At 68.8% G+C, this 14084-nt stretch carries 11 protein-coding genes and 3 tRNA genes; 6 read left to right on the forward strand and 8 right to left on the reverse strand.

The window, feature by feature from the left end:
- Positions 1-75: 75 nt before the first annotated feature.
- Positions 76-1542 (reverse strand): NlpC/P60 family protein, encoded by a 1467-nt coding sequence (locus tag EDF39_RS01705; protein ID WP_123939967.1) that lies wholly within the window; start codon positions 1540-1542, stop codon positions 76-78.
- Positions 1543-1573: 31 nt separating this feature from the next.
- Positions 1574-2866 carry a M23 family metallopeptidase gene (locus EDF39_RS01710; RefSeq protein ID WP_123939969.1) on the reverse strand — a complete coding sequence of 431 codons (1293 nt, stop codon included), beginning with the start codon at positions 2864-2866 and terminating at the stop codon, positions 1574-1576.
- Positions 2867-3228: 362 nt separating this feature from the next.
- Between EDF39_RS01710 and EDF39_RS01715 the strand changes: the two genes are divergently transcribed.
- The 3 genes from EDF39_RS01715 (at position 3229) to EDF39_RS01725 (ending at position 3530) form a co-directional block, all read left to right on the forward strand.
- Positions 3229-3301: transfer RNA gene (locus EDF39_RS01715), tRNA-Glu, on the forward strand.
- Between the two features lie 78 nt (positions 3302-3379).
- Positions 3380-3456: transfer RNA gene (locus EDF39_RS01720), tRNA-Asp, on the forward strand.
- 1 nt (position 3457) lies between these two features.
- Positions 3458-3530, forward strand: a tRNA-Phe gene (locus EDF39_RS01725).
- A 399-nt stretch (positions 3531-3929) separates the two neighbouring features.
- Here EDF39_RS01725 and rocD read toward each other — a convergent pair.
- Together rocD and ddaH are read right to left on the reverse strand one after the other, a co-directional pair.
- Positions 3930-5189, reverse strand: a complete 1260-nt coding sequence (gene rocD, locus EDF39_RS01730) for an ornithine--oxo-acid transaminase (RefSeq protein WP_123939971.1) — start codon at positions 5187-5189, stop codon at positions 3930-3932.
- Positions 5186-5977, reverse strand: coding sequence for a dimethylargininase (gene ddaH / locus EDF39_RS01735; protein WP_084816360.1), 792 nt, complete (start codon positions 5975-5977; stop codon positions 5186-5188). The genes rocD and ddaH overlap by 4 nt, the downstream gene beginning before the upstream one ends.
- A 172-nt stretch (positions 5978-6149) precedes the next feature.
- Here ddaH and EDF39_RS01740 point away from each other — a divergent pair, with 172 nt between their 5' ends.
- Entirely contained in the window at positions 6150-6587 is a 438-nt protein-coding gene (locus EDF39_RS01740; RefSeq protein ID WP_055964454.1) for an Lrp/AsnC family transcriptional regulator, read from the forward strand.
- Positions 6588-6597: 10 nt separating this feature from the next.
- Here EDF39_RS01740 and EDF39_RS01745 read toward each other — a convergent pair whose 3' ends face one another.
- The gene (locus EDF39_RS01745; RefSeq protein ID WP_123939973.1) at positions 6598-10239 is read right to left on the reverse strand and encodes a bifunctional proline dehydrogenase/L-glutamate gamma-semialdehyde dehydrogenase; all 3642 of its coding nucleotides are present in this window, start codon (positions 10237-10239) and stop codon (positions 6598-6600) included.
- A gap of 41 nt (positions 10240-10280) precedes the next feature.
- Between EDF39_RS01745 and EDF39_RS01750 the strand changes: the two genes are divergently transcribed.
- Positions 10281-10745 carry a MarR family winged helix-turn-helix transcriptional regulator gene (locus EDF39_RS01750; RefSeq protein WP_158613121.1) on the forward strand — a complete coding sequence of 155 codons (465 nt, stop codon included), beginning with the start codon at positions 10281-10283 and terminating at the stop codon, positions 10743-10745.
- 37 nt (positions 10746-10782) lie between these two features.
- Here the strand turns inward: EDF39_RS01750 and EDF39_RS01755 are convergent, their stop codons facing one another.
- Genes EDF39_RS01755 through EDF39_RS01765 form a run of 3 tightly spaced genes read right to left on the reverse strand, consistent with a single transcriptional unit; the run spans position 10783 to position 13112 of the window.
- A complete protein-coding gene (locus EDF39_RS01755) occupies positions 10783-11757 on the reverse strand; it encodes a DNA-3-methyladenine glycosylase (RefSeq protein ID WP_123939977.1) in 975 nt (324 codons plus the stop codon).
- A gap of 9 nt (positions 11758-11766) precedes the next feature.
- Positions 11767-12444 (reverse strand): GntR family transcriptional regulator, encoded by a 678-nt coding sequence (locus EDF39_RS01760; protein ID WP_055964442.1) that lies wholly within the window; start codon positions 12442-12444, stop codon positions 11767-11769.
- On the reverse strand, positions 12441-13112 hold the full coding sequence (locus EDF39_RS01765) for a GntR family transcriptional regulator (RefSeq protein WP_158613122.1): 672 nt from the start codon (positions 13110-13112) through the stop codon (positions 12441-12443). Before EDF39_RS01765 ends, EDF39_RS01760 begins: the two co-directional genes overlap by 4 nt.
- 87 nt (positions 13113-13199) lie before the next feature.
- Here EDF39_RS01765 and EDF39_RS01770 point away from each other — a divergent pair, with 87 nt between their 5' ends.
- Positions 13200-14075 (forward strand): rhodanese-related sulfurtransferase, encoded by an 876-nt coding sequence (locus EDF39_RS01770; RefSeq protein ID WP_123939981.1) that lies wholly within the window; start codon positions 13200-13202, stop codon positions 14073-14075.
- Positions 14076-14084: the final 9 nt, after the last annotated feature.

Raw genomic sequence — 14084 nt, forward strand, 5'->3', positions numbered from 1 at the left:
ACACCTGCCCTAGGGCTGGTGTTTATGCCGGGCGTGCGGGTTTTGCCATGCTGGGCGCGGCGAGGGGGGTGCAGCTCAGCCGACGGGGCGACCCACGTACGAGAGCTGGAAGTAGCGCACCGCCACGATCCGCACCTTCGCGCTGGGGTTCGGTGCTTCGAGCATCTGACCGCCGCCGATGTACATGGCGTCGTGGTACATGCCGTCGGTGCCGTTGTAGTAGAAGAGGATGTCTCCGGCCCTCATCGACCCGATCGACACGAGTCGACCCTGGCCGTTGAGGTAGTCGTACTGCCAGCGCACGGAGTGCCCGCCGATGTAGACGCCGGCGGCGTTGTACGAGCCCATCATTAGGCCGGAGCAGTCCCAGACGTCGGGGCCGGCGCCGCCCCACACGTACGTCTTGCCGAGCTGGGCCTTGGCGAATGCCATCGCCGTCGTGACGGCTGCGGGTGTTCCGGTCGACGCCGGCGGGGTGGGCTTGGGTGCCGGTGCCGGTGCTGGCGCAGGTGCGGGCGCGGGCGCGGGCGCCGGTTTGCTCGGCGCGGGGGCGGGCTTCTTCGTCGGCGCGGCACTTCCGCCGGTGCTGCCCGACGACGCACCCGAGCCTGAAGAGCTCGAGCCCGAGCCAGAGCCCGACCCAGACCCCGAACCAGAGGATCCGGCGCCCGACCCCGCCGACCCGCTGCCGCCCGCGCTCGACCCCACTGAGCCCGACCCTGCTGAGCCCGACCCCGACCCCTTGCTGCTGCCCGTGGCGGACCCGGCCGGGCTCGCATCCGCGATGGTGCCCGCGGCCTTGCCCGCGTAGTACTTCTTCTGAACGGCCGCGGTGGTGCCCTTGAGGAAGGCCACCTGCTCGATCAGCTGGTCTTGATTCTTCTCTTGCGTGGCGACAGCCGCAGCCGCCGTCGAGGCCAGGGAGTTGGCCCGCTCGAGCGCTGTCGAAGCCGCGGCCTTCCGGTCGGCCAGAGCCTTTTCGGCGGCACCGGCCTGATCGCTGAGAGACGCCGCGACGTTTTCGTCTTGTTTCGCCTGCTTGAGGAGGCCGCTCGTGCGCGAGGTAAGGCTGGTCATGGCGCCGAGCTGGTAGAGCAGGTCGCCGGCCTTGTCGGACTCGGTGAGCATGGTGACGGTGAGCTGGCCACCGCCCGCGTGCGAGAGCTCGGCGACGAGCTGCCCGACCTGCTGCTGTGACTTCGTGGCGGTGGAGGCCGCGGCCTTCTGCTGCTTCTTCAGCCCGGCGAGGGTCTGCGCGGCCTTCTGCTCGGCCAGCGAGGCGATCTGGTACCGCTCGCCCGCTCCGAGAGCGCTGTCGTTCGCCGAGGACGATCGCTGCTGCAGTGTGGTGATGGCGCCGTCGAGCTCGGCCACCGCTTTGGCCGCCTTGGTCTCGTGGCCCTTGGCGGCCTGCACCTCCGACCACGACGGGTACGGCGAGGCCTGTGCCGGAGTGGCCACTCCGAGGGCGGTGGAGGTGACGACGCCGGTGCAGACGGCGAGAACGAGGAGCACACCCAGTGTGCGACGCGGGGGCGTCACAGAGCGATCGATCTGGGTGTGCGGGGTCTCATTACAGAGTCACTCCTCGTGCGGCCATGAAGGGGACGGCGTCTTGCGCCACCGTGTTAACGCGGGTCTCGAAGTGGAGGTGGCATCCGGTCGACCAGCCGGTCGAACCGACCTGCGCGATGATCTGCCCGGCCGTCACGGTCTGACCGACCGAGACGTGGATGCCTCCGTCGACGATGTGGCCGTAACCGGTGTTGATGCCGTCGCCGTTGTCGAGCAGCACGAAGTTGCCGTAGCCGCCGTAGGGGCCTGCGTAGATGACCGTGCCGGCGTGGGCGGCGTAGATGTTCGACCCGCACGAGGCGCCGAGGTCGGTGCCGGCGTGCAACTGGTAGACGCCGATCGCCGGGTCGAGGCGGTACCCGAAGCCGCTGGTGATGTAGCCGCCGGCGGGGCGAGTCCAGCCCTGCGCGTTGGCTACACCGGTGGCGCCACTGGCCTTGGCGGCCGCGGCCGCGGCCCTTGCCTGAGCCGCGGCGATCTTCGCCTTGCGGATCTTCTCGCCCTTGTTGTACTTGGTCTGCGTGAGCACACGATCGGCCTTGATCGACGCGAGCTGCGCCTCGAGGCGAGAGGCGTTGGCCGACTGCTCGTCGACAGCCGCCTGCGCCTCTTCAGTGGCCGCCTGGGCCGTCTCGAGGGCGGCGTCGGCCTTCGCCTTGAGATCGCCGAGGGCCTTCGTCGCGACTGTCGCCTGATCGGTGAGACCCTGCGCCGTGTTGCGGTCTTGGACGGCCTGCGAGTAGATGCCGTTGGCCTGCTCGGTGAGCTTGCTCATGGCCCCGAGCTTGTAGAGCAGGTTGCTGGCTTTGCCGGGGTTCGCGATGAGGTCGGACGAGATGTCGTTCGAGCCGGATCGCCCGAGCTGCGCCGCCAGCTGACCAGCTCGCGTCTCACTCGACTTCGCGACCCGATCGGCCGAGTCGGCCTTCGCCTGGAGCTTGGATCGGATGTCTTCCTGGTTGTCGTAGGCGAGCTGAGCCTTCTGGAGCTCGTCACCCTTCTCAGCCTGGACGGCTTGCTTGGCCTTCACATCGGCGTCGAGCGAGACGAGAAGCGCCCGGATCGACTTCACCTCGCGGTTCTTCACCGCCTGGTTCTGCACGGCCACCTGCACGTCGTGCCACGAGGGGTACTTCGTCGCCGCACTCGCCTCGAGGGGAGTGCCCAGCACGGCACCGGCGGCGAGAAGGGCGCCCACCGCGAGCATGGCCACGGGGCCTCGCGCGCGCGATCGACTCCGACGCGGCCCTGTGGGGCGAGCGGTGCGAGAGGAGCGGAAGAAGAGAGTCATTGTTCCCGAATCGTCGTCACGGTGAGGTCGGAACCCGCGAGTCACACCGTCAACACGAGCAACAGTAGCAACGCAGGGTCTGCCACCCAAGGGACGAAACGACCCTCGGAGCGGCACAGCAACCGACCGGGCTCCCCGTCGGAAAGCCTCGATTACTGCATGAAGCTAATGCTGGCACGGGTTGCCGGGGGTGCACCCGGTCGGAGTGGCGCATCTGTGGACAAATCGGACGTCCCCCCAACTGGGGAGACGAGGGGCCCAGGATCCGACGGCGCGGCAGACCCGGATCCTCGCGATTTTGCATTTCCGGTCTCGATCCGTATGCTTGTCCCTCGGTTGCTGGAATGCCTTCAAGCCTTCACGGCCCCATCGTTTAGTGGCCTAGGACACCGCCCTTTCACGGCGGCAGCACGGGTTCGAATCCCGTTGGGGTCACAAGGCAGTAGTATCGAAGACAACGCTGGAGCAAGTCGCAGCACCGCAACAAACACAGATTCATCAGCAACATCGTTTGGCCCTGTAGCGCAGTTGGTTAGCGCGCCGCCCTGTCACGGCGGAGGTCGCCGGTTCAAGTCCGGTCAGGGTCGCCAAGGCTGGGTAGCTCAGTTGGTAGAGCGTTCGACTGAAAATCGAAAGGTCCGCGGATCGATGCCGCGTCCAGCCACGTGCTAGTCATCACGACTCGCAGAAGCACAGAAAAGCCGCCCCCTGGGGGCGGTTTTTCGGTTAACCGCTGCCCCGCCCGCCACTTTCCGGCCCCGACACCGCCTTTCGACGGTGTTTTCGCCGAAACGGGGTGCCGAATGAGCGGCAGGGCATTTATACCTCAGGCATGTATACTTCAGATGCCGGCGTGAGGGTTCGCCGAGCAGGCGGGAGGCTGGGTACGGCCGGCCTCCCGCCCCCGCCTACCTGCCGGCACCAGCCGTCGCCGACCAGCTCGGGTTGCCTCCCGAGTGCCGCCAAATGCCGCTCACGCCCGCGGCGACGAGGCATTTGGCGGCACTCGGCAGCCCAGCACGCGGCAGCGCGGCACCCGGCGCCGCACGCGTCAGCGCAAGCCTCAGCGCAGCTCGTCCAAGACAGCCGCGAGCTGCTCCACTGCCCAGTCGAGCTCCTCGCCCGTCACCACCAGCGGCGGCGCGAGACGGATCGTCGACCCGTGCGTGTCTTTGGCCAGGACGCCGCGACGCATGAGCCCTTCGCAGACCTCGCGCCCCGTGCCGATTGCGGGGTCGATGTCGATACCCGCCCAGAGTCCCGCCGTGCGAATGGCGACCACGCCGCGACCGAGGAGGCCGTCGAGCGACTCTCGCAGCCGCGCCCCGAGCACCGACGCACGCTCCTGGAACTCCCCCGTCGACAGCATCGCGACGACCTCGCGGCCCACCGCAGCGGCCAACGGGTTGCCTCCGAACGTCGACCCGTGTTCGCCGGGCCGGATCACGCCGACCACCGCAGCATCGCCGACGACGGCGCTGACCGGAACGATCCCGCCGCCGAGCGCCTTGCCGAGCAGGTACAGGTCGGGCACGACGCCGCTCAGGTCGGAGCTGACGGTGGTGCCGGTGCGGCCGAGCCCCGACTGGATCTCGTCGGCGATCATGAGCACGTTGCGAGCCGAGGTGAGCTCGCGCACCGCCGGCAGGTACTCCGCCGGCGGGATGACGACTCCGGCCTCGCCCTGGATCGGCTCCAGCAGCACGGCGACGGTGTCGTCGTCGATGGCTGCGGCGAGCGCGTCGACGTCGCCGTACGGCACCGAGACGAATCCGGGGGTGTACGGGCCGAAGTCGGCGCGGGCCTCCGGGTCGCCCGAAAAGCTGATGATCGTCGTCGTGCGGCCGTGGAAGTTGCCGTCCATCACGATGATCTTCGCGCGACCGTCCGCCACGCCCTTGACCCGGTAGCCCCAGGCCCGAGCAATCTTGATCGCGGACTCGACGGCCTCGGCGCCGGTGTTCATCGGCAAGACCATCTCTTTGCCGAGAAGGGTGCCGAGCTCGGCGGCGAACGGCCCCAGCTGATCGTTATGGAACGCCCGGCTCGTGAGCGTCACCCGGTCGAGCTGCGCCCGGGCGGCCTCGATCAGCCGCGGATTGCCGTGCCCGAAGTTGACGGCCGAGTACGCCGCGAGGCAGTCGAGGTAGCGATTGCCCTCGACGTCGGTCACCCAGGCGCCGTCACCCGAGGCGACCACGACGGGCAGCGGGTGGTAGTTGTGGGCGAGCGTGCGCTCCTCGACCTCGATGGCGGCTGACGACGAGCCCGACGACGGGGGAGCAGAGGATCCGGCCGAAGCCGCTCCGGTCGACGTCGTCATCGCCGCAACTCGAGGGTGCAGCACTTCACGCCGCCGCCGCCGAGGAGCAGCTCTGAGAGGTCGACGCCGATGGGGTTGTAGCCGCGCTCGCGCAGCTGCTTCTCGAAGCCCTTGGCGCGGGCGGCGATCACGACGTTGTAGCCGTCGCTGTACGAGTTGAGGCCGAGGATCGCGGCGTCTTCTTCGCTGACGAGGATCGCGTCGGGGTAGCGCTCACGCAGAATGGCCAGCGAGGGCTCGTCGAAGGCGCTCTCGAGGTAGGCGATGTTGTTGTGGCCGTCGACGGGCTCGGGGTCGAGCACGGCGATCGCCGTGTCGAGGTGGTAGAAGCTCGGGTTGATGAGTTTCAGCGTGATGACGGGTCGACCGAAGATGGCGGCCAGTTCTTCGTGCGACGTCGAGTCGCTGCGGAAGCCGGTGCCGGCGAGGATCACGTCGCCGACGAGGAGGAAGTCGCCCTCGCCCTCGTTGATCTGCTCGGGCGCTTTGACGTCGTAGCCGTTGGCGCCGAACCACTCCATGTAGGCGGGGCCCTCGGGCTGGCGCTCGGGGTAGGTGAAGCTGGCCCCGTAGGCCTTGCCGTCGAGCACGAAGCCGCCGTTGGCCGAGTAGACCATGTCGGGCAGGCCGTCGATCGGGTCGATCAGCTCGACGTCGAAGCCGAGGCCGACGTAGGTGTCGTAGAGCGTCTGCCACTGGGCGACGGCCTTCGAGGTGTCGGTCGGGTCTTCCGGGTGCATCCACGGGTTGATGCGGTAGCTCACGGTGAAGAAGTCCGGTCGGCACATCAGGATGGTTCGGTGGGACGCGACGCGCGTCGGGACGGTGGTCTGCTGGGAATCGGTGTCGATGCTCACGCTTGCCAGTGTCACACGTCAATCGCGCATGCTGGAAGCGTTAGACGCAACTATCCTGCAGGATCCCCCGGCTCACGCAATAAAAGGCCGGTACAGTCGCGACGTGGACAATCTCGACTTCAGCATCATCGACCTGCTCCGTCAGAACGCCCGCGCCGGCTACGGCGACATCGGCGCGGTGGTCGGCCTCAGCGCCTCGGCCGTCAAGCGGCGGGTGGATCGCATGGTCGGCGACGGGGTCATTCGCGGGTTCACCGTTCAGGTCGACCCGGCCGTCGACGGGTTGGCGACGGAGGCCTATGTCGAGTTGTTCTGCCGAGGGACGGTGTCGCCTGCAGAGTTGCAGCGGATCCTGAGCACTGTTCCCGAGGTCGTCGACGCCGGAACGGTGACGGGCAGCGCCGACGCGATCGTGCACATGCGGTCGCGCGACATTCCGTCACTGGAGGGCGCGCTCGAGCGGGTGCGGAACGCGCCGAACGTCGATCACACGCGAAGCGCCATCGTGCTGTCGAAACTGATCAACCGGCAGCCCGCCTAGTCGGCACTGCCTAGAAGCGCAGTCGCTCCAAGGCCGGCACCGGATTGCCGAACCGGTGCGCAGTCAGCGAGATCGCCTGCTCCCGGAGGAACGGCAGCAGCTCGACCCGCCCCGCTTCGGTCACCTCGCCGGCGTAGATCGCGACATCGAGGCTGCCCTCGACCGCTCGCGCCAGCGCCGACGCGTCGCCCCCGATGAGGCGGATGCGGACTCCGCGGTACGTCGATGGGCCCGGGCCGTCGAGCCTCGACGACGGGTCTCGGGCCAGAAGTGCCGCTCGGTCGAGCGAGACGGTGTTCTGCATGCCGAGCTGGATCAGACCGGAGTCTCGGGTGGCCCGCTCGATCAGGGCGAGGTCGTCGTCGACGGGTTCGTCGGGTGCGCCCTGGAGGAGGCCCGCCGCGGCGCGCGCGAGCCAGAGCCCCTCGTTCTCTACGGTGATGTCGTCGACCCGCACCGGCGTCGAGTTGGATCGCAGCAGCTGCACGAGCGTCGACGGTAGGGGCTGGGCCGCACTGATGGTGAGGGCCGAACCCGAGACCGCCGCGGCGATGACGACGCGGACGAGGTCGGCCATTCGAGCACCCGTCGACAGCCGCACGATGACCGGCACCGGAAGGTACCTCAGCACGTTGCGCTCGACGCCGAGGGCGGAGACGTCGCTCGAGACGGCGAAGCGCTCACGCCAGGCCCGGAGGTCGGAGGCCGCGGCGGAGCGAACGAAGTCGAACTCTTCGAACGAGAGCACCGAGCGGGTGGCCTCGATGATCTCGACTCCGACGCCCGGAACCCCGTCGAGGCTGATCGACGTGGCCGGCTCGCGCGCGACGCGCTTCCAGTCGGTGAGGGCGGCCACGTGGTTCGGCCCCCCGGCTTTCGCCCCGGTGCCGACCGACGAGCGCTTCCAGCCGCCGAAGGGCTGCCGGCGGACGACGGCCCCGGTCGTGCCGCGATTGACGTACAGGTTGCCGGCCTGCACGCGGCTCGACCAGATCGCGATCTCGTCGGGGTCGAGGGACTGCAGACCGGCGGTGAGGCCGTACTCGACCGCGTTCTGCCACTCGATGGCCTGCTCGAGCGTCTCAGCGCGCATGATGCCGATCACGGGGCCGAAGTATTCGGTGAGGTGGAACTCGCTGCCCGGCCGGACACCCTCGCGAATGCCGGGGCTCCAGAGCACGCCGGTCTCGTCGAGGGATTTCGGGGCAAGGATCCAGGATTCGCCTGCCGACAGCACGCCGAGGCCTCGTGCGAGCTTGCCCTCCGGCGGGTCGATCAGCGGGCCCATCCTGGTCGTCGCCACGTCGGGGTAGCCGACCCGGATGCTCTCGACGGCGTCGATCAGCTGACGCCGGAAGCGGGCGCTCTCGCCCACGGAGCCGACGAGGATCACCAGAGAGGCCGCGGAGCACTTCTGGCCCGCGTGCCCGAAGGCGCTCGAGACGATGTCGGCCACGGCGAGGTCGAGGTCGGCCGTCGGGGTGACCACGATCGCGTTCTTTCCGCTGGTCTCGGCGTTGACCGGCAGATCGGCCCGCCAGGAGCGGAAGGTGGCGGCGGTCTCGAAGGAGCCGGTGAGGAGAACCCGGTCGACGGCGGGGTGGGCGATGAGATCGCGACCGAGGGCCTCCTCGTCGAGGTCGACCAGGGCGAGCAGAGAACGGGGCACGCCCGCCTTCCAGAGGATCTCGGCGACGACGGCCGCGGAGCGATGAGCCTGGGGTGCTGGCTTCAGGATCACCCCGCTCCCGGCCGCGAGGGCAGCGAGGATCCCGCCCACCGGGATCGAGACCGGGAAGTTCCAGGGCGGGGCGACCACGGTGACCCGCGGCGGGACGGCGATCGCGCCGTCGACGAGGTCGAGTTCGCGAGCCAGCTCGGCGTAGTAGTGGGCGAAGTCGATCGCCTCGGTGACTTCGGGGTCGCCCTCCGCCATCGTCTTGCCGGTCTCGCTCGCCATGACCTCGATCAACTCGGCGCGGTGGGCCGCCAGGGCCATTCCGGCCAGGTCGAGCAGCTCGGCGCGCGTCGACCCGTCTTCACGGCCCCACTTCACCCCGGCCTCGGCCACGCGCGCAATGGTCTCTTCGAGGGCGCCGGCGTCGTCGATCCAGGATTCGTCGATCGTCTCGACTCCGAGCTCGGAGGTGCCCGCGCGACGGAGGAGGCGTCGGGCCCAGGTGCGATTGGCCTCGAGCGAGGCGTCGGTGTCGCTGCTGTTCGAGAATCCGCCGGTCGTCAGCGCCGCCGGAGCCGTCTCGGAAGCGAGTCGCCGCGAGCGGTCTTGACGACGGTTCGGCCGGGGCACCCGGTCGTCGAGCGCCTCGAGCGAGGCGAGGAAGCGCGATTTCTCCCGGTCGAAGACCTCCTGGTCGGTCGCCAGGTCGAAGGCCCCCGAGAGGAAGTTGTCGGGTGACGCGCTCTCTTCGAGGCGCCGCACCAGGTAGCTGATGGCGGAGTCGAACTCGCACGGGTGGACGACGGGCGTGTAGAGCAGGAGCTCCCCCACGTCGGCCCGGACGGCCGCGGCCTGAGCCGTCGTCATGCCGAGCAGCATCTCGAAGTCGACGCGGTTCGTCACCATGCGCGCTTTGGCGAGGTTCCAAGCGTAGGCGACGTCGAAGAGGTTGTGCCCCGCGACGCCGATCTTGACGACGGCCGCGTTGTCGAACGTCAGCGCCCAGTTGAGCAGGCGCTTGTAGTTGGTGTCGGTCTCGACCTTCGACGACCAGGTCGCGAGCGGCCAGCCGTGCACCGCGGCGTCGACCCGCTCCATCGCGAGGTTCGCCCCCTTGACGATCCTGACTTTGATCGGGGCACCGCCGCGTGAGACGCGACTGCGCGACCAGTCGGTCAGCAGCTGGAGAGAGGCGAGGGCATCGGGCAGGTAGGCCTGGAGCACGATACCGGCCTCGAGGCCGAGCATCTCGGGGCTGTCGAGGATCCTGGTGAAGACATCGATGGTGAGATCGAGGTCGTGGTACTCCTCCATGTCGAGGTTGATGAACTTCGGCGTGGGTGACGCCACGGCGAGCTCGTAGAGCGGCCGGAGGCGATCGACGAGGCGGTCACTCGTCTCTTCGAACGCCCAGAGCGAGAGCTGGCTGGCGACGGCGCTGACCTTGATCGACACGTAGTCGACGTCGTCGCGCTCGAGGAGATCGCGGGTGCCCTGGAGGCGGCGATCCGCCTCGGCCTCGCCGAGCACGGCCTCGCCGAGGAGGTTGAGGTTCAGCCGCGACCCGTCGGCCCGCAGCTTCGTGAGCGCGGAGCCGAGCCTCGACGGTGTCGCATCGACGATCAGGTGCTCGACCATCTTGCGAAGGGCCCGCCGGGCCAACGGCACGGTCGGCCAGGCGGCGCCGGATGCGATACCGCCACCCGCCGAGAACGCCGCGCGGAGGTGCCAGGGCAAGAACTTCGGGATCGAGTGGCTCAGCTCTTCGAGACTGCGGGCAGCCACGGTGAGGTCTTCGGGGCGCACGACTCGGTCGACGAAATCGAGGGTGAAATCGAGGCCCTCGCGATTGCGCAGCACGCCGGCGAGACGAGCCGCCGACGGGTCGATCTTGACCTCGGACGATGCCTCGAGCCAGCGCCGAACGGTCTCGACGGTCTCGGAGGCGAGGTCAGTGGTGCGCACGTCGGACATGATTCGAGGATATGCCGCACCCCCGTCCCTACACTGGGCGAATGGCCGAGGGATTGACGGAAGAGGACTGGGCCGTCTGGGACGCCTTCTACTCGATGCGCCGCCGCCTCGATCGAGCCCTCGAAGTGCAGCTGCACGAAGAGAGCGGGGTCTCGGCTCCCGAATACGAGATGCTCGTCGGCCTGGGCCGCTCCCGTGACCGCCGGCTCCGAGTACGCGACATCGCCGAGCAGATCGGCTGGGAGAAGAGTCGCGTCAGCCATCAGGTCACCCGGATGGAGAGGCGTGGGTTCGTCCGCCGAAGCGACTGCGATTCGGATGGCCGCGGCACCTGGGTGGAGCTGACCGCCGACGGCAGACGCGCGATGCTGGAGGCGAGCCGCGGCCACAACGAGGCGATCAAGCGCTACTTCGTCGACCTGCTGGGCGATGACGCCGATCGGTTGTCTGCGTTCTCGGAGCGGGTGCTCGGAGCCCTCCGGGCGGAGTCTGACCCCCGGCCTTAGGTGCTCGCAGCACCGTGCCCCGAGCGCTGGCTCGAACTCAGTGGCCGCGGTGATCCTGGATCGTCATGCGCGGGCCGAACCTCGGCTTGCGGAATCCGCTCACCCCGATGAGTCGCATCACCCTCTCGCGATTGCCCCGCCACGGTTCGAGGAGCTCGAGCATGCCGTCGTCGTCGACCGGCTTTCCGATCAGCGCCCAACCGACCAGGGCCGGGAGGTGGTAATCGCCGACACTCGGCGAATCGGGGTCGCCGTGAGCCCGCTGGCTCGTCTCGGCGGCGGTCCAGATGCCGACGCCGACGACGCTCCGCAGCCTTCGCTGCACCTCGTCGCCGCCTCGGCCGAGCGCGAGAGTGCGCTCGAGGCCCGGCGCGACCGCGCACACCCGCATGATCGTCGCCGATCGTTGCGGGCCGACCCCGGCACGGTGCCACTCCCAGCTCGGGATCGACTTGAAGGTCGAGGCGTCGGGCGGCACCATCAGCTCCGACAGGCCCGGCACGGTGGCGACCGGCCCCGGCGCAGCCTCGCCGAAACGGCGGACGAGATAGCGCCAGGCACCCCAGGCCTCCCGGCTCGTCACCTTCTGCTCGAGGATCGCCGGAACGAGCATCTGCAGCACCTGATTGGTGCGAGTGAGCCGAAGGCCCGGGTTACGTCGCCGGGCCTCGGCGAGGAACGAGTTGGCCGCGACGTCGAGTGACGACCAGTCGTCGCCATGGCCGAGGAGATCGGGGACCGCGCCGATCACCCAGTCGGCACCCGCGCCCCAAGCAACCGCCTCGATGCTGGATGAGCGTGCCGTCAGCCGGAGCGTGGCGGCGCCCAGCGGGGTTCGGACAGCGCGCCAGACCGAGCCGTCGACCACGCGGAAGGTCGGATCGCCGGCGCCCCGAGAGAGCGAGCGCACGGTCTGGCCGAGATGAACCGGATCGCGGGGCGCGTATACGGTGCGGACTTCGCGAACCGGCTCACCGCCCGGGGCGGACCCCGGAGCGGTGATCGTCGACATGGCAGAAGGTTAACCGCTGCCACCGACGCGCACGATCCGCCAGGAGAACCGCTCGCGAAGCACGTCGGCCACGACGCGGCCGTCGCGCCGATCGGCTGCCGCGAGCAGAGCCTCCGCCAAGGCCGTCAGCTCGGCCCCGTCGCCGAAGGCGCGCAGGCTCGAGAAGGAGAACGCCAACCGGACGCGGATCTCGAAGAGCAGGTCGAGCAACAGGGGGTTGCCCGTCCGGTGGGCGAAGAACGAGACCGCCTCGTCGACGAGGGCGAGATCGGCGCGCGACCACGCGTGCTCGCCCTGCTGCGCCGCGAGCTCCGTTACCCGGCCGAAGCACCGGTGGAGCTCGGCGAGATCGTCGTCGCCGAGACCGGGAACGACCGCCTCTGCGACCCACGCGTGCAGGGCGGCATACAGCTGCAGCGTTTCGAGCAGCGACGACCGCGTCGGAACAGCGACCCGCGTGAACCGGTTCGGGGCCATCTCGACCAGCCCAACCTCGGCAAGGCGCTCGAGGGCGGTGCGGATGGGTGTGCGCGAGACCCCGAGCCACTGGATCAGCTCATCGTCGTGCAGGCGCTCCCCGGCCACGAGGGTGCCGTTCAGGATCGCCACGAGAAGGCTCCGCCGCGCGCCGTCGCTGAGCAGCTCGCGGGTGCGTGCCGAGGGCGCAGCCCCGGGGACGGGGCTCACGCGGTCACTCCACAGAGCCGTCGACCCGTAGCTTGCACGTGACGGATCGCCTCCCCGGCCGCCGCGGAGTCGCGCGCCTCGACTGCCTCGTCGAGCCGTTCGAAGACGCTCTCGAGCAGGAGCTTGTCCATGGAGTCGCCCTGCAGTGACATCTGGAACCGGAGCGCGGCCCCGATCCGCACGACCAGAACGCGGAGGAGCTCGTTGTCGGAGTGCTCGCTGAAGAAGAACATCGCGCGGCGCATGTGTTCGACCGCCTCTTCGGCGCGGGAGCCGTCGTGCTCTCGACAGGCCCGGGCCGCTTCGGCCAGCAGCTCGCGGCACTCGAGAGCGCTCGTCTCGTCGAGGGTCTCGATGGTGAGGCGGGTCGCGAGCTCCCAGAAGGCGCACATCACTTGGAGGAGCTCGGGGATCCGGCCGGGCGCCGCGGGGCTCACCCGGGTGAAGCGGTTGGGTCGGCTCTCGATCAGGTTCATCTCGACGAGACGGTCGATGGCCAGGCGGATCGGGGTGCGCGAGACTCCCAGCCACTCCTGCAGTTCGACGTCGCGGATTCGCTCACCCGGTTGGAGTGTTCCGTCGAGGATCGCCTGGAACAGACGGTCGAAGACCTCGTCTTTTCGGAGTCTCCGATGAAAATCGACTGTCGGGCGTGATGGTATCGGCATCGGGCTCCCTAACTGCTCGAATGGATGGAGAATACACATGTCACACACTACTGCAGGCGGGGAGAAGGGCATGGCTAGACTCCTGCAGTGGCAACCCCGAAGATCCTGTTGTTCTACGTGTTCACCCCCCTCCCCGACCCGGCGGCGATTCGGCTGTGGCAGCGCGACCTGTGCGAGCTCCTCGGGCTGACCGGGCGCATCGTCATCTCTCGTCAGGGCATCAACGGCACGGTGGGCGGCGATCTGCCGAACGTCAAGCGCTACCTCCGCAAGACGCGTGAGTACGCGCCGTTCCGCGACGCCGACGTCAAGTGGAGCGAGGGTCACGGCGATGACTTCCCTCGGCTCAGCGTGAAGGTCCGTGACGAGATCGTCAGCTTCGGCGCTCCCGGCGAGCTCGAGGTCGACAGCGGCGGGGTGGTCGGAGGCGGGGTTCGGCTGAGCCCGGAGGAGCTGCACGCCCTCGTCGCCGAGAAAGACGTGACCTTCTTCGACGGACGCAACGAATTCGAGGCGAGGATCGGTCGATTCCGGGGTGCCGTCGTGCCCGACGTCCAGAACACGCGCGAGTTCGTGACCGAAATCGACTCGGGTCGCTACGACCATCTCAAAGACGAGCCGATCGTCACCTACTGCACCGGTGGCGTGCGTTGCGAAGTCCTCTCGTCGCTCCTGATCGATCGCGGGTTCCGCGAGGTGTATCAGCTCGACGGAGGCATCGTCCGCTACGGCGAGCGCTTCGGCGACGACGGCCTCTGGGAGGGCGCGCTCACCGTGTTCGACGGACGGGAGAAGGTCGAGTTCAGCGACCACGCGAAGGTCCTCGGATCCTGCGTTCTCTGTGGCGCGCCCTCTTCGCACCTGCAGAACTGCTCCGACCCGTCGTGCCGGGTGCGGCTCGTCGTCTGCGACGAGCACTCGCCTGAGGCTCCGCTGTGCGAGGTTCACGCACCCCGGGCGTAGCGTCCGACG

The sequence above is a fragment of the Frondihabitans sp. PhB161 genome, assembly GCF_003814635.1.
Lineage (GTDB): Bacteria > Actinomycetota > Actinomycetes > Actinomycetales > Microbacteriaceae > Frondihabitans.

Excerpts from the sequence above, each read along its gene's own strand:
- EDF39_RS01710 (WP_123939969.1), bottom strand. The coding sequence starts at position 2,866 with ATGACTCTCTTCTTCCGCTCCTCTCGCACCGCTCGCCCCACAGGGCCG.
- rocD (WP_123939971.1), bottom strand. The coding sequence starts at position 5,189 with ATGACGACGTCGACCGGAGCGGCTTCGGCCGGATCCTCTGCTCCCCCG.
- ddaH (WP_084816360.1), bottom strand. The coding sequence starts at position 5,977 with ATGTGCCGACCGGACTTCTTCACCGTGAGCTACCGCATCAACCCGTGG.
- EDF39_RS01745 (WP_123939973.1), bottom strand. The coding sequence starts at position 10,239 with ATGTCCGACGTGCGCACCACTGACCTCGCCTCCGAGACCGTCGAGACC.
- EDF39_RS01750 (WP_158613121.1), top strand. The coding sequence starts at position 10,281 with ATGGCCGAGGGATTGACGGAAGAGGACTGGGCCGTCTGGGACGCCTTC.
- EDF39_RS01755 (WP_123939977.1), bottom strand. The coding sequence starts at position 11,757 with ATGTCGACGATCACCGCTCCGGGGTCCGCCCCGGGCGGTGAGCCGGTT.
- EDF39_RS01765 (WP_158613122.1), bottom strand. The coding sequence starts at position 13,112 with ATGCCGATACCATCACGCCCGACAGTCGATTTTCATCGGAGACTCCGA.